This is a genomic window from Aquabacterium sp. J223 (genome assembly GCF_024666615.1).
Taxonomy (GTDB): domain Bacteria; phylum Pseudomonadota; class Gammaproteobacteria; order Burkholderiales; family Burkholderiaceae_C; genus J223.
In genome coordinates this window covers 1,084,444-1,098,011 of the sequence record NZ_CP088297.1, presented here as the reverse complement: position 1 = coordinate 1,098,011, position 13,568 = coordinate 1,084,444, and the positions used below count along the sequence as shown (strand labels likewise).

At 74.5% G+C, this 13,568-nt stretch carries 11 protein-coding genes and 1 pseudogene; 7 read left to right on the top strand and 5 right to left on the bottom strand.

All coding sequences use genetic code 11. The features are described 5' to 3' along the window. Positions 1-40: 40 nt before the first annotated feature. From LRS07_RS05340 to LRS07_RS22185, 3 genes and pseudogenes are all read left to right on the top strand, one after another. Positions 41-739 carry a winged helix-turn-helix transcriptional regulator gene (locus tag LRS07_RS05340; protein WP_260500948.1) on the top strand — a complete coding sequence of 233 codons (699 nt, stop codon included), beginning with the start codon at positions 41-43 and terminating at the stop codon, positions 737-739. 338 nt (positions 740-1,077) lie between these two features. Then, complete coding sequence (locus tag LRS07_RS05335) at positions 1,078-2,676, top strand: tannase/feruloyl esterase family alpha/beta hydrolase (RefSeq protein WP_260500947.1); 1,599 nt, start codon at positions 1,078-1,080, stop codon at positions 2,674-2,676. Positions 2,677-2,810: 134 nt separating this feature from the next. Then, a pseudogene (locus tag LRS07_RS22185) lies at positions 2,811-3,812 on the top strand (AraC family transcriptional regulator); the annotation flags it as partial. 129 nt (positions 3,813-3,941) lie between these two features. Here the strand turns inward: LRS07_RS22185 and LRS07_RS05330 are convergent. Continuing rightward, positions 3,942-4,913 carry a LysR substrate-binding domain-containing protein gene (locus LRS07_RS05330; protein WP_260500946.1) on the bottom strand — a complete coding sequence of 324 codons (972 nt, stop codon included), beginning with the start codon at positions 4,911-4,913 and terminating at the stop codon, positions 3,942-3,944. Between the two features lie 144 nt (positions 4,914-5,057). Here LRS07_RS05330 and LRS07_RS05325 point away from each other — a divergent pair, with 144 nt between their 5' ends. From LRS07_RS05325 to LRS07_RS05310, 4 genes are read left to right on the top strand one after another with little or no spacing between them, the layout of a single operon-like run. After that, entirely contained in the window at positions 5,058-6,254 is a 1,197-nt protein-coding gene (locus LRS07_RS05325) for a CaiB/BaiF CoA transferase family protein (protein WP_260500945.1), read from the top strand. Between the two features lie 9 nt (positions 6,255-6,263). After that, entirely contained in the window at positions 6,264-7,550 is a 1,287-nt protein-coding gene (locus LRS07_RS05320) for a DUF1254 domain-containing protein (RefSeq protein WP_260500944.1), read from the top strand. Beyond that, the gene (locus LRS07_RS05315; protein ID WP_260500943.1) at positions 7,547-8,518 is read left to right on the top strand and encodes a Bug family tripartite tricarboxylate transporter substrate binding protein; all 972 of its coding nucleotides are present in this window, start codon (positions 7,547-7,549) and stop codon (positions 8,516-8,518) included. The genes LRS07_RS05320 and LRS07_RS05315 overlap by 4 nt, the downstream gene beginning before the upstream one ends. Positions 8,519-8,530: 12 nt before the next feature. Next, on the top strand, positions 8,531-10,291 hold the full coding sequence (locus LRS07_RS05310; protein ID WP_260500942.1) for a carboxylesterase/lipase family protein: 1,761 nt from the start codon (positions 8,531-8,533) through the stop codon (positions 10,289-10,291). Between the two features lie 21 nt (positions 10,292-10,312). On the opposite strand, the gene LRS07_RS05305 is transcribed toward LRS07_RS05310, so the two are convergent. The 4 genes from LRS07_RS05305 to LRS07_RS05290 are packed head-to-tail and all read right to left on the bottom strand — an operon-like array spanning position 10,313 to position 13,528. Next, positions 10,313-11,161: a cupin domain-containing protein gene (locus LRS07_RS05305; protein ID WP_260500941.1), complete on the bottom strand. Its 849-nt coding sequence runs from the start codon at positions 11,159-11,161 to the stop codon at positions 10,313-10,315. Beyond that, positions 11,158-11,910 carry an HpcH/HpaI aldolase family protein gene (locus LRS07_RS05300; RefSeq protein ID WP_260500940.1) on the bottom strand — a complete coding sequence of 251 codons (753 nt, stop codon included), beginning with the start codon at positions 11,908-11,910 and terminating at the stop codon, positions 11,158-11,160. Before LRS07_RS05300 ends, LRS07_RS05305 begins: the two co-directional genes overlap by 4 nt. Next, positions 11,907-13,097, bottom strand: coding sequence for a flavin reductase (locus LRS07_RS05295; RefSeq protein ID WP_260500939.1), 1,191 nt, complete (start codon positions 13,095-13,097; stop codon positions 11,907-11,909). Before LRS07_RS05295 ends, LRS07_RS05300 begins: the two co-directional genes overlap by 4 nt. Then, positions 13,073-13,528, bottom strand: a complete 456-nt coding sequence (locus LRS07_RS05290; RefSeq protein WP_260500938.1) for an amidohydrolase — start codon at positions 13,526-13,528, stop codon at positions 13,073-13,075. The genes LRS07_RS05295 and LRS07_RS05290 overlap by 25 nt, the downstream gene beginning before the upstream one ends. Positions 13,529-13,568: the final 40 nt, after the last annotated feature.

Here is a 13,568-nt window from a genome sequence, read left to right as displayed (position 1 = left end):
TGGACTGGCCGGCGGACCTTGCACCCGGTAGGCTCGACGCATGATCGACTACGGTCAGTTCTGCACCGTCGCCCGCGGCGCCGAGGTGTTCGGCGAACGCTGGACGCCCCTGGTCGTGCGCGAGCTGCTGTGCGGCAGCACGCGCTTCAACGACATCCGGCGGGGCGTGCCGCGCATGTCGGCGTCGCTGCTGGCGCAGCGGCTGCGCCGGCTCGAGGAGATCGGCGTCGTCAAGCGCGTGGCGAGGACGGCCGGCGGGCCCGCCGAGTACCACCTGACCGGCGCCGGCGAGGAGCTGCGCCCCATCGTCATGGCGCTCGGCGAGTGGGGCGCGCGCTGGATCGGCAGCCGCCTCAAGCGTGGCCAGCTCGACGCCGGCTTCCTGATGTGGGACATCCGCCGCTTCGTTCGCCTTGACGAGTTCCCGCGCGATCGTCCGGTGCACATCCACTTCCGCTTCACCGATGCACACGCCGGCGAGCGCCGCTGGTGGCTGGTCGTGGAGGGCGGCAGTGCCGACCTGTGCCGCGACGACCCCGGGCCCGAGCCCACGTTGGTCGTCGAGTCGACGGTGCTGGCGCTGACCGAGATCTGGACGGGCGACCGTGATGCCCTCGACGCCGTGGAAAGCCGTGCGGTCCGCGTGCGAGGCGGTGCGCGAGACGCGCGCGACCTGTGGCGCTGGCTTGGTCGCAGCGCCTTCGCCGACGCGCGGGAGGCCTGCCGCACTGCACGGTGAGCATGGCGTGCGGCGCCCGGTGGCGCCGCCGTCCCGACCCTTGCCCCCCGAGGGCTGCTGGGACTTTCCCTTGATGGCCGCGGATGACCGGTCCGCTGCCGCGGCCGACCTGTCGGCCGCCGTCCGTCGTTCCTAGGATCGATCGGCCAGGGCGCCTGGTGCACCGCAGGTGCACCGACGTGCGAGCGCCCGCACCACCACCGACGGAGACGACATGAACGTGACGAAGCGCCAGACGCGCCTGCCCCTGAGTTTCCTGGGCCTGTCGGCCCTCGCTGGCCGCCTGCGGCGGCGGAGACGATGCGCCGGCCGCCCCCGCCGCGCCGCCCGCGGCGGCGATGACCTGTGCGCAGCTGGCCGGCATGGCCATCCCGGCGTCGGCCATCGGCCTGCCCACCGGGGGCGGCACGGTGACCACCGCGGCCGTGGTGGCCGCCAGCGGCACCGGCGCCGCCGCCGTGCCCGAGCACTGCCTGGTCAACGCCAGCATCGCCCCGGTCGACCCCACGTCGCCCAGCATCCTCTTCCGCCTGGCGCTGCCGACGCAGTGGAACGGCAAGGCCGTGATGTTCGGCGGCGGCGGCTTCGACGGCACCATCCCCAGCGTCGCCGGCAACGTGCCGGCGGGGCCGAGCGACCAGCCCACGCCGCTGGGCCGCGGCTACGCCACCTTCGCCAGCGATTCGGGCCACCAGGCCGGGGCGGCCGGCTCGCTCGACGGCGAGTTCCTGCTCAACGAGGAGGCCACGCGCAACTTCGGCGGCCATGCGCTGAAGAAGACCCGCGACGCGGCGGTGCACCTCCTCCGCCAGCGCTACGGCACGAACGGGCCGACCCGGTCGTACTTCGCCGGCGGCTCCACGGGCGGGCGGGAGGCGCTGTCCGTCGCCCAGCGCTGGCCGGCGGACTGGGACGGCGTCATCGCCTGGTACCCGGCGTGGAACCAGCTCTCGGCCATGCTCGGCGGACACCGCGCGAGCCGCGCCATGGCGCAGCCGGGCGCCTACCCGAACAACGCCAAGCGGATCCTCGTCCGCGACGCCGCGCTGCAGGCCTGCGACGCGCTGGACGGCGTCGCCGACGGCATCGTCAGCCGACAGCAGCAGTGCAATGCGCTGTTCGATCCCGCCTTGGCCACGTTCAACGGCACGCCCGTGCGCTGCCCCGGCGGCGCGGACACCGGCGACACCTGCCTGTCCGACGCCCAGATCGCGGCGCTGAAGACGATGAACACGGCGACCAGCTTCAACTTCTTCCTCGCCAGCGGGTCGCAGGGCTACCCCGGCTACAACGTCTGGGGCGCCGACCTGGGCATCACCAGCACGCCGCCCGTCGGGCTGCAGGCCACCGTGGCCTTCCTCAACCTCGGCAGCACCGCGCCGGCCATGCCGATGCCCGCCGGCGCGCCGTACATCAGCAAGCAGCTGGACCAGGTCATCAAGAACGCGGTCACGCGCGACCCGGCGTTCAACTCGCTGACGCTCGACCCCGAGAACCCGGGGCCCTGGGCCAACCGCCTGAGCGAGCTGAGCACCATGCTGGACGTCAGCCCCGACCTGTCCGCCTTCGTCGCCCGCGGCGGAAAGCTGCTGCTGGCGCACGGCACGTCGGACGTGCTGGTCAGCGCCCGCGCCACCGAGCAGTTCTACCAGCGGCTGCGGGCGCAGTTCGGGCCGGCGACGGTCGACACCTTCGCCCGCTACTACGAAGTGCCGGGCTACGGGCATGCGGTGAGCACCATGTTCAACGCCGCCTGGGATTCGCTGACGGCGCTGGAGCGCTGGGTCGAGCAGGGCACGGCGCCCAGCGGGCAGGTGGTGACGGACACCGCCGGCGTGCCGGGCCGCACGCGGCCGCTGTGCGACCACCCGCGTTGGCCGCAGTACCGCGGCTCGGGCAACGTCAACCTCGCGGCCTCCTTCACCTGCGCGAACTAGGCCGGCGGCGACCCCGGTCCGCCCGTCGCGCACATCGACCACCGACGCCGCGGTGTCGTCCGTGCACATTGGTGGCGTGCCGGGCGACTCGCAGACTGGCCGTCGGCACCGCCTGCACGCGGGCCGCCGACGCCATGGCCCCCACGAACCCCTGCAGCAGCGAACGGTTGAACCCGCCCCACGTCCTCCGGGCGCTCACCGCCACCCTGCAGGCGCGTGGCGTGCCGCCACAGGCGGTGCTCGACGGCACCGGGCTCGACGCGGCCCGGCTCTTCGACGCCGACGCCCTGGTCGGCCGGACGCAGACGGTGCGGGCCTGCGCCAACGCGCTGCGGCGGTGCGCCGACGCGTCGCTGCCGTTCGAGGTGGCCCAGCGCCTGCGCCTGGCGGACCTGGGGCCGGTGGGCGTCCTGCTGCTGTCGAGCCGGTCGGTGCGCCAGTACCTGCAACTGGCGCAGCGCTACCAGGCGCTGTCCGGCAGCGTGGTGGAGCTGCAGGCGCAGGACCGCGGCCCGGCGGTCGGCTGGACGCTCGCGCCGCCCGCGCTGCCGGAGCCATCGCCCGCGCTGGCCCGCTTCCTCGTCGCGCTGCAGATGGCCGTGCAGCTGCTGCAGCTCGCTGAACTGCTGGGCACCGGTCGGCCGCCGGCGACGGCCTGCTTCGCCCATGCGGCGCCGCCCGACCCCGGGCCCTATGCCGACGGGTTGCGCTGCCCGTGCCGCTTCGACGCGCCGGCGCACCGGCTGGGGGTGAGCGAGGAGGTGCTCGACCGACGGCCCCGCTGGGCCGACGCGCGCACGCTGCTGGCGCTGGAGGCCGCCTGCGATGCGCAACTGGCCGACCTGGACGCGACCTGGAGCTTCGCCGGCAAGGTGGAGGAGGTGCTGCGCCGGCTGGGCGACCCGGGTGCGGGCATGAAGGCGGTCGCCGCGGCCCTGCGCATGACGGACCGCACGCTGCGCCGGCGGCTGTCGATGGAGGGCACGTCGTTCTCGACGCTCGCGCTGCAGCAGAAGGTCCGCCTGGCCACCCAGCGCCTGCAGGTCACGCGCGACAGCGTCGAAGCGGTGGCCGCGGTGGCCGGCTACTCGGACTCCTCGAACTTCCGGCGTGCCTTCGTGCGCTGGACGCGGATGACCCCCCACGCAGTTCCGCCGGCTCAGCCGGGACTGAACCGCGAAACCCAACGGCATCGCGACCGGCCAGGCCCTGCGGCCGCTGCGCGGGAGCGGGCACGACGCCGCGATGACACCAGCGTTGCCCCGTCAAACCGTGCGGCGCCGGTCGCCCGCCGACCGGCGCAGCGCCTGCGCGAAGGCGTCGACCACCGCGGGACGGTCGATGTCGCCGCGCCGGGTGAACAGGCACAGCGGCGGCAGCCCCACCGAAGGCAGCACCGGCAGCTCGCGCACGCCGCCGCGCGCCAGTTCGTCGAGGGCGTGCTCGCGGCGCACCGCGCACAGCAGCGCCGGGTCCAGCCGCATCACCGCGCCGATGGTGACCGACGACATGGTCTCGATCACCGGCACCGGCGGCGCCAGCCCCTCGTCGAGGAAGGCGGTCATGAAGGCCTGGCGCACCAGCGTCTCGCGGGGCGGGGCCACCCAGCGCCCGCCCGCCAGGTCGCGCCAGTGCAGCGGCCCGGGCCGCACGGGTTCGTGGGCGGCCGAGGCCAGCACGCACAGCCCGTCCTGCACGATCACCTCGGCCTCGATGTCGTCCAGCGAATCGCTGGCCAGCCCTTCGGGCGTGACCGCGCCGAACACGCAGTCGAGTTCGCCGTCGACGAGGCGCCGCATCAGCTCCTGCACCCGTCCCTCGCGGATCTGGACGGTGACGCCCGGCAGGCGCGCGCGCAGGTCGACGATGGCCGCCGGCACGGTCGCCGTCACCGGCAGGGTGCCCAGGCGCAGCAGGGCCGAGGCGCCGTTGCGCATGGCCTCGAGGGCGTCGGTGGCCCGCGACAGCTCACCCAGCACCAGCCGGGCGTGGTGGATGGCCGCCTCACCGGACGCATTGGGCCGCACGCCCTGGCGGCTGCGCTCGAACAGCCGCGAGCCGAAGGCGTCCTCGATCTCCACCAGCATCTTGCTGATGGCCGGCTGGCTCAGGTTGAGCTGCTCCGCCACCCCGCGCAGCGTGGCCACGCCGCCCAGCTTCACCAGCAGCTCGAGGTGGCGCAGCCGCAGCCGCCGCACCAGGTGGTCCAGCCGCGATGCCACCCCTGCGTCGCCCATGCGTCCCATGCGGTGACGATAGCCCAAGGCCTGATCACGCCGGGTGATCAGGCGATCAGGATTCGCGAGTATGCGCAGCCCGGCCTTGCGCCTATCGTCGCGGCCAGCGGTGCCGTCGACACCGCGTCAACGACAGGAGACCGCATGGCCGGCAACGCTGGCGCCGTCCGGCCCCTCGAAGGGGTCCGGGTGATCGACCTGGGCCAGTACATCGCCGGGCCCGGCGCCGCCATGGCGCTGGCCGAGCTGGGGGCCGACGTGATCAAGGTGGAGCCGCTGGCCGGCGACCAGGCGCGGCACATCGGCCGCTACGGCGAGGCGATGGTCCGCGCCTACAACCGCGGCAAGCGCTCGATCGCCCTCGACCTCAAGCAGCCGCAGGGGCGCGAGGCCGTGCTGCGCCTGATCGGTCGCAGCGACGTGCTCGTGCAGAACCTGCGACCGGGTGCCGTGGCCAAGCTCGGGCTGGGGCCCGACACGGTGCGCGCCCTGCACCCGCGCCTGGTCTACCTCAGCATCGCCGGCTTCCCCAGCCAGGGACCGTCGGCCGACCGGCCGGGCTACGACATCGCGGCGCAGGCCGAGAGCGGGCTGATGTCGGTGACCGGTGAAGCCGATCGCCCGCCGCAGAAGGTCGGCGTGCCCATCGTCGACGCGGCGGCCGCGCAGGCCGGTGCGCAGGCGGTGCTGGCCGCCCTCTTCGGCCGCGAACGCAGCGGCGTCGGCGCGACGCTGGAAACCTCGCTGCTCGAGGTGGCCATGCACCTGCAGGCGTCGAACTGGTGCGACTACCTCGGCGGCGGCCCGGAGCCGACGCGCATCGGCGACGGCCAGCCGCACAACGCCCCGGCGGCGGACCTGGTGCGCACCCGCGACGGCCACATCGTGCTGTCGGCCTATGCCGAGGAACACTGGGCCCGCTTCTGCCGCGTGGTGGGGCGGGACGACCTGCGGACCGACCCGCGCTTCTGCACCAACGCCCGGCGCGTCGAGCACCGCGGGGCGCTGCGTGCGGTGCTGAGCGAGTGCCTGTCCGACCTCGGCAGCGACGAGTGCGTCGCGCTGCTCGGCCGCCACCAGATCGTCGCCGGCGCGGTGCGCCGCTACGGCCAGGTGCTGGGCAGCGCCGACCTGGTGGCGAGCGGGCTGGTGGTCGATGCGCCCGCGCCCGACGGGCCCGGCTACCGGGCGATCGGCCTGCCGTACCGCTTCGGCGACGCGCCACGTGACAACCCGCCCGCCGCCCCCGGCCTGGGCGAGCACAGCGATGCGGTGCTCGCCGAGGCCGGCTACACCGGCGACGAGATCGCCGCGCTGCGGCGACAGGGCGTCATGGCCTGAGGGACCCGGATGACACACGAGGCCACCCTGCGCCACGCCCTGATCCAGACGCTGCCGCTGTTCGAGATGATGCGCATGCGCGCCGCCACCACGGCGCGCCGGCATCCCCGCCTAGGCTTCGCCGGCAGCGACCCCGCCGGCGGTCTGCGCTGGGTCAACCACTTCACCCACACCCGGCGCTTCCTCGGCCCGGACGACCGCGAGGTGGTGAGCCCGAACAACGACACGCTGTACAGCAACGCCTGGCTCGACCTCGCCGACGGTGCGGTGCTGATCGAGTCGCCGGACATGGGCGAGCGCTACTGGACGCTCGGCCTGCTCGACGCCTGGACCAACCCGTTCGCCTACGTCGGCCGCCGCACCACCGGCAACCGGCCGCAGCGCACGCTGGTGCACGGGCCGGGCTGGCGCGGCACGGTGCCGCCGGACGTGTCCACCGTCGTCGCGGCACCGGGGCAGGACGTCTGGCTGATCGGCCGCATCCTCACCCACCGCGCCGACGAGGCGGACATCGCCCGGGTCCACGCGCTGCAGGCGCAGCTGCGCCTGCAGCGGCCCGACGGGCGCGAGGCGGCGTCGCGGCTGGACGCACGCGACGGCCTGCCCGCCACCGGCACGCCGACGGCCGCCCACTACGTCGCCACGGTGGACGCGGCGCTGCGCCGCAACCCGGTGCCCGCCGGCGAGCGGTTGACCTGGCCGTTGGCAGCGGCCGACCTCGATGCGCTGCTGCCCGCGGTGTACGACGAACTGCGGCAGCAGGGCCAGGGGCAGCCGCTGGGCCAGGGCTGGACGTTGCCGGTCGCGGTGCGGACGCACTGGGGCGAGGACGTGCGGACCCGGGCCCGGGTGGCGCGCAACCTGATCGGCGCGCTCGGCGTCGAAGAGGCGATGTACCCGCTGGCGGAGACCGACGCCGACGGCCTGCCGCTGCACGGCGACGGCGCCTACGAACTGCGCTTCGCGCCCGGCCAGGAACCGCAGGTGGGCGCGTTCTGGTCGCTGACGATGTACCGCCGCAGCGACTGCCTGTTCGTCGCCAACCCGATCGACCGCTACTCGATCGGCGACCGCACGCCGGGGCTGCGCCGCGAGGCGGACGGCGGCCTGGTCCTGCGCCTGCAGCCCGGCGACCCGGGCCCCGGCCACAACTGGCTGCCGACGCCACCGGGCGAACCGTTCTACGTCGTGCTGCGGCTGTACCAGCCGGGCGCCGCCCACCTCGAGTGCCGCTACGCCTACCCGCCGATCCGGCGACGGCCGTCGGTGCCACGACCCCAGGAGACCCCGCCATGACGATCACCCGCCGCCGCGTCGTCGGCGCCACCGCCGGCGCGCTCGCATCACGCGCCCTTCCGGCCGCCGCGCAGGAATGGCCGGCGGGACCGGTGCGCCTGGTGTCGCCCTACGGGGCCGGCGGCTCGAGCGACATCCTGACCCGGGTGCTCGGCGAGTACCTGGCGCAGAAGCTCGGCCAGCCCTTCGTGGTGGAGAACAAGGCCGGCGCCGGCACCCGCATCGCCAACGAGATGGTGGCCAACGCCGCGCCGGACGGCAGCGTGCTGCTGCACGCCGCCGCGCCGATCGCCATCGGCGAGGCGCTGTACCCCAAGCTGCCCTACGACCTGCGCAAGAGCTTCACGCCGATCGTCAGCACCGCGCTGGCGCCGCTGTTCCTCATCGTCAACGCCGCCTCGTTCAAGACTCTGGCCGAGCTGCTGAAGCACGGCGGCAGCCACCCCGACGGCCTGACCTTCGGCTCGCCGGGCGCGGCCTCGGCGCCGCACCTGACCTCGGAGCTGCTGTTCCGCGCCGCCGGGGTGAAGGGGCTGAACGTGCAGTACCGCGGCGACGCCGGCGCCTACAACGAACTGCTCGCCGGCCGCATCGACGCCACGCTGACCGCCATCCCGACGGCGCTGCCCCACGTCCAGGCCGGCAAGCTGCGGGTGCTGGCGACGTCCACCGAGGAGCGGTCGCCGGTCTACCCCCAGGCGCCGACCTTCCGCGAGCTCGGACTGCCCACCGTCGTCGGCTACGGCTGGTACGGCCTGGTCGGCCCGGCCGGGCTGCCCGCGGCGACCGTGCGCCGGGTCAACGCGATGACCAACCAGGCGCTGGCCGACGCCGAGGTGCGCAAGAAGGCGGAGGCCGTCGGCCTGCAGCTGCGTGGCGGCACGCCCGCGGAGTTCGCCGCCTTCATGGACGCCGAGGCCAAGCGCTGGGCGCAGGTGGTCAAGGCGGCCAACATCACCGCCGAGTGAGGGCGGATGCCGATGACGCGTCATCCCACCCGCGCGCGGTCGCTGGCCGGCGCCCTGCTCGCCCTGGCGCTGCTGGCCTCGTGCGCCCACCGCGGCGGCGATCGGCCCGCCACCTGGCGCGAGACCAGCTTCGGTCCGGTGACCGGCGCCGACGCCTCGGCCACGCACGGCACCTACAGCTGGAAGGGCGTGCCCTTCGCCGAGGCGCCGGTGGGCGCGCTGCGCTGGCGGGCGCCGCGCGATCCGCAGCCCTGGCGCGAGGCGCGCGCGGCCACGCAGTTCGGGCCCGCCTGCCGGCAGACCGGCCGGCTGTACGGGCCGGGGCTGCACAACCGCTACGACGCCACCGTCGGCAGCACCCTCGGCCAGCCGCTCGGCGCCGAGGACTGCCTGACGCTCAACATCTGGCAGCCGTCGGCGCCTTCGCCCACGCCGCGGCCGGTGATCGTCTTCGTGCACGGCGGCAGCAACATCACCGGCTACACCGCCGACCCGGTGTACGACGGCAGCGCGCTGGCGCGCCGGGCCGACGCCGTCGTGGTCACGGTCAACTACCGCCTGGGCCTGTTCGGCTTCCTCCACCTGCCCGAGCTGCACACCGGCGACCGCGCCGGCGACAGCGGCAACTTCGCGCTGCTCGACATCGTCAAGGCGCTGGAGTTCGTGCAGGCCAACATCGCGCGCTTCGGCGGCGACCCGGCGCGGGTCACGCTGATGGGGCAGTCGGCCGGCGCGGTCAACGTCTACGCGCTGCTGACCTCGCCGATGCTGGTGGCGCGGTCGACGCCGCTGTTCCACCGGCTGGTGGCGTTGAGCGGCGGCATCTCCACCGCCCGCACGCTGCCCGCCGGCGCCATCGCGACGGTGCCGGCACCGCCGGTGTCCGCGGCGCGGGGCCGGGCCCTGCTGCTGCAGTCGCTGGTGGCCGACGGCAGCGCGGCGGACGACGCGGCGGCCGAGCGGCTGGCCGCCGCGCGGACCCCTGAGCAGACGGCGGCCTCCCTGCGCCGCAAGCCGAGCGAGGACCTGCTGGCCGTCGTGCAGACCCGCCTGGCGCCCCGCGGCATGGCGGCCACCAACCCGGTGGCCGACGGCTGGGTGGTCGCGACCGACCCCATCGCCGCGGTGCGCGCCGGCCGCTACGTCCGGGTGCCGGTGCTGGCGGGCAACACCCGCGACGAGACCAAGCTGTTCCCCGCCTTCCTCGCCCTGCGGCCCGAGTTCGGCGGCGTCAGCGGCCGGCTGCTGGACGATGCCCAGGTCTTCCGCCTGGCCGCGGGCTACGACCCGGAAGCGCCCCCGGCGACCACCCTCGACCAGTGGATTCCGGCGGCACTGCGGCCGGTGGACACGCCCGTCACCGGCTTCGACGCGCGCAGCGCCGAGCTCAACCGGCTCTGGTTCCTCGCCATCCGCGACGACGTGCTGAACGCCCTGCGTGCGCAGCAGGCCGAGGTCTGGCACTACCGCTTCGACTGGGACCGGCTGCCCGCACCCTTCGACGCCATCTTCGGTGCGGCGCACACCTTCGACCTGCCGTTCGTCTTCGGCAACTTCGGCCCGTCGCTGTACGCCAACGTGTCCTTCACCCGGGCCAACGAGCGCGGCCGGCTCGCGCTGTCGCAGCGCATGATGGACAGCCTGGCCGCCTTCGCCCGCGACGGCGACCCGAACCACCCGGGCCTCGGCACCGCCTGGCGCCCCTGGCCGGCCGGCCTGCGCTTCGACGCCGACGATTCGACGGCGCGCGCTGCGGCCGTGGCGGTGCCCTGAGGCACGGCGGCGAACGCCGCGTCAGGCCGAGGGCAGCGGGTAGTCGTGCTCGTTGGCCACCTTGCCGGGCTTGCTGGAGAAGTCCATGCGCGGCGGCGCGAAGATGTCGAGCAGCCAGGCGCCGCCGTCGTTCAGGTTGCGGCTGGTGTGCACCACCGTCGGCGGGATGACGGTCAGCGACGGGCTGCCGACCTCGACGTGCTCGTCGTCGCGCCAGGCCGTCATGTCGGGCACCCAGGGGTAGCGCATGTGGTGGACCCACCGGCCCTGCAGCGCCAGCGACCCCTGCTCGAAGTCCCCGTGCGAATGCGGGCTCAGCTTGCGCACGTCGCGGGCGACCATGCGCGGCGTCATGACGTTGAGCATCAGGTTGGTCGACCGGAAGATGCGCATGTTGCTGTCCGCCTGGGTGAAGCGGGCCAGCGGGTAGTGGCGCAGCCGCCAGCCGTCGGCCGGCGCGGGCCAGGGCACCAGCGGCGCCACGTCGGGCGTGGCACGGTCGTAGTCGGCGGCGTTGCCGGCCGCCGCCAGCAGGTCCTGCGCGGCGCTGGAGAACAGGCGGACGATGCGGCCCGCCCGTTCCACCACCACCTCGCTGTCGCCCGGGGGCACGATGGTCAGCGACTCGGCCTCGGCCCGCACGGCCTGGGCGCCGGCGCGCACGGTGGCGGTGGCATCGACCAGCAGCACCATCGACTCGTCCGGCTGGCCGCGCCGCACCAGCCGGGCACCGGCGTCGGCGTCGGTGACCGTCACGACGAAGTTGGCCCCGCGGGCGACCCAGGTGCGTTCGCCGGCGGCGTGGACCTGCGGCGGCTGGTCGTGCCAGCGGGCGACGGAGGCGGGGCGGAACGGTGCAGCAGTGCTCATGCGGACTCGGTGGAAGGTGGGCGGGCCATGGCCTGCGCCGCCTGGCGCAGCAGCGACTGGTCGGACCCCTGGACGAACCAACTGACGCCCAGGGCGCGGTAGGTCTCGCGCTCGGCGTTGCCGCCGACGAACATGCCCACCGGCGTGCCCGCGGCCAGCGAGGCGCGGATCACGTCCTGCGTCGCCGCCAGCACGCTGGGGTGCTGGGCGTTGTGCAGGCCCATCGACAGCGCCAGGTCGGCACGGCCGACGAACAGCGCGGCGACGCCGGGCACGGCGGCGATGCGGGCGGCGTTCTCCACCGCCGCCACGCTCTCGATCTGGCAGACCACCACGCTGCGGTCGCCATGGGCGATGGCCTGCGGCATGCCGAGCGTGCCGTAGCCGGCGGCCCGCGACGAGCTGGAGTAGCCGCGGTCGCCGCCGACGTAGCGGCAGTGCGCCACCACGTCGCGGGCGTCCTGCTCGGTGTCGACGTGCGGCACCAGCACGCCGGCCGCGCCCATGTCCAGCACGCCGAGCAGGCCGGCCGCGGTGCGCTCGGCCACCCGCACGAAGAGCGGCAGGCCGACCGCGCGGCCGGCGAGCAGGGCGAGGTCGAGCGCCGCGCGGTCGAAGGGCGCGTGCTCCGCGTCCAGCACCGCGAAGTCGAGGCCGGCGCCGCCGAGGATCTCGACGACGTGCGGCGAGGTGGTCTTGACGAAGGTGCCGACGTGGAAGCCGCCGTCGCCCGGCAGGGCGTAGTTCATGGCGTGGTCTCCGCAGGGTCGCCCGGCGGGCGCTGCAGCGCGGGGCGGTGGAAGGTCTCGCCCAGCGCGGCGTACCACGGCCCGCCCAGCCGCGCGATCGGGCGCAGCTTCACGCTGTCCACATGGCGGCCGTCGTACACCGCGTCCGACAGGTGGAAGGCCAGCACCTCGCCGATGTAGAGGGTGTTGAGGCCGCGGCCGAGCGTCACCGCCTGGTCGAGCCGGCATTCGAGGTGGATGGGCGAGGCGGCGATGCGCGGCACCGGCGTCAGGCTGCCGGGCAGCAGCTCGATGCCCAGCGCCTCGGGCTCGCCGACCTCCGGCGGGTAGTCGGCGCCGCAGCGGTGCATCACCTCCATCACCGCCTCGGTGGCCACGTTGACGCAGAACCAGCCGGTCTCGCGGATGTTGCGGGCGGTGTCCTTCAGCTCGCCCAGGCGGGTGCCGATGTTCACCGCCACCATGGGCGGGCTGTGCGCGACGTAGTTGTAGGAACTGAAGGGCGCGGCGTTGACCCGCCCGTCGGCGCCGACGGTGGTGATCCAGGCCACGGGCCGCGGCACCACCACGCCGCAGATCAGGCGGTAGGCCGTGGCCGTGTCCATGCCGGCCGCCGGCACCGTGGTGTAGCGGTGGGTCACGTGCCGGCCCGCTGCAAACCTGCCGTGCGCTCGCCCTGGTACTCCCCCCTTGCGCCCGCCCTTGACGAACACCCGGCGGCCGGTGTCGTGCCAGACCGCGCGCTGCTCCTCGGGCGACAGCAGGTCCGAGGCGTCGAGCATGCGCTGCACCATGTCCTGGTAGGTGCCGGAGGAGGTGCCGATGTCCGAGCCCCACATCACACGGTCGGCACCGAACAGGTCCACCGCCCGCCGCAGCACCCGGTTGGCGGGGAAGCCCTCCTCGCGGCAGTGGTCGAGGTTGATGGAGGTGAACTTCAGGAAGAAGCGCCCGCTGGCGGCCAGGCGCTCCCAGCGCTCGTCCATGCCGAAGTGCTCGCCGTCGTGCAGTTCGGGTTCGAGCAGGTGGTCGAGCACGATGCGGGCGTCGGGGTAGCGCTCGGCCAGCGCCAGCAGCGTCGGGATGGACGGCCCGCCGCCGCCCTGGGCCAGCACCTCCAGGTCCATCACCAGGCCGGCCTCGTCGATCACGTCCCAGCTCTTCAGGGCCTGGGGGAGTCGAGCCACGGCATGCTGCCGTCGGGCTTGCGGCCGCCGAACAGCCGCAGCCCGGCCAGCCCGTGGTCGCGGATCCAGCGCTGCACCGTCTGCGGCGTGGCCGGGTCCTCGGCATCGAGGATGACCACCGCGCAGAAGAGGTCCGGATGGGCGTCCGACGAGTCGAGGATGTAGCTGTTGTCGTAGCGGTAGACCATGCGCTTCTGCACCGCCACGGCACCGTCGACGTTCTCCTCGGCCATCCAGCGCAGCATGCGGGAGGCGTCGGGCACCTCGTTGATGGGGTTGGGCCCATGGTGGCCGCCGGGCCGACCGATCACGCCGGGCGGGCGGTACGGCGCGTCGGCGGCGCGCTGCATCGGGTTGCGCGGGTAGCGCGCCTGGTCGTCGGCGACCAGGTGGGCGTGGGCGTCGAACAGCAGGGGTCGGGAGGTGCTCATCGTCGGGTCGGTCGGGCGCCGGCGATCGCCGGTGCGGTCC

Coding starts and splice junctions, on each gene's coding strand:
- LRS07_RS05335 (WP_260500947.1), top strand. CDS start 1,078: ATGACCTGTGCGCAGCTGGCCGGCATGGCCATCCCGGCGTCGGCCATC.
- LRS07_RS05320 (WP_260500944.1), top strand. CDS start 6,264: ATGACACACGAGGCCACCCTGCGCCACGCCCTGATCCAGACGCTGCCG.
- LRS07_RS05305 (WP_260500941.1), bottom strand. CDS start 11,161: ATGAGCACTGCTGCACCGTTCCGCCCCGCCTCCGTCGCCCGCTGGCAC.
- LRS07_RS05325 (WP_260500945.1), top strand. CDS start 5,058: ATGGCCGGCAACGCTGGCGCCGTCCGGCCCCTCGAAGGGGTCCGGGTG.
- LRS07_RS05315 (WP_260500943.1), top strand. CDS start 7,547: ATGACGATCACCCGCCGCCGCGTCGTCGGCGCCACCGCCGGCGCGCTC.
- LRS07_RS05310 (WP_260500942.1), top strand. CDS start 8,531: ATGACGCGTCATCCCACCCGCGCGCGGTCGCTGGCCGGCGCCCTGCTC.
- LRS07_RS05340 (WP_260500948.1), top strand. CDS start 41: ATGATCGACTACGGTCAGTTCTGCACCGTCGCCCGCGGCGCCGAGGTG.
- LRS07_RS05290 (WP_260500938.1), bottom strand. CDS start 13,528: ATGAGCACCTCCCGACCCCTGCTGTTCGACGCCCACGCCCACCTGGTC.
- LRS07_RS05330 (WP_260500946.1), bottom strand. CDS start 4,913: ATGGGCGACGCAGGGGTGGCATCGCGGCTGGACCACCTGGTGCGGCGG.
- LRS07_RS05300 (WP_260500940.1), bottom strand. CDS start 11,910: ATGAACTACGCCCTGCCGGGCGACGGCGGCTTCCACGTCGGCACCTTC.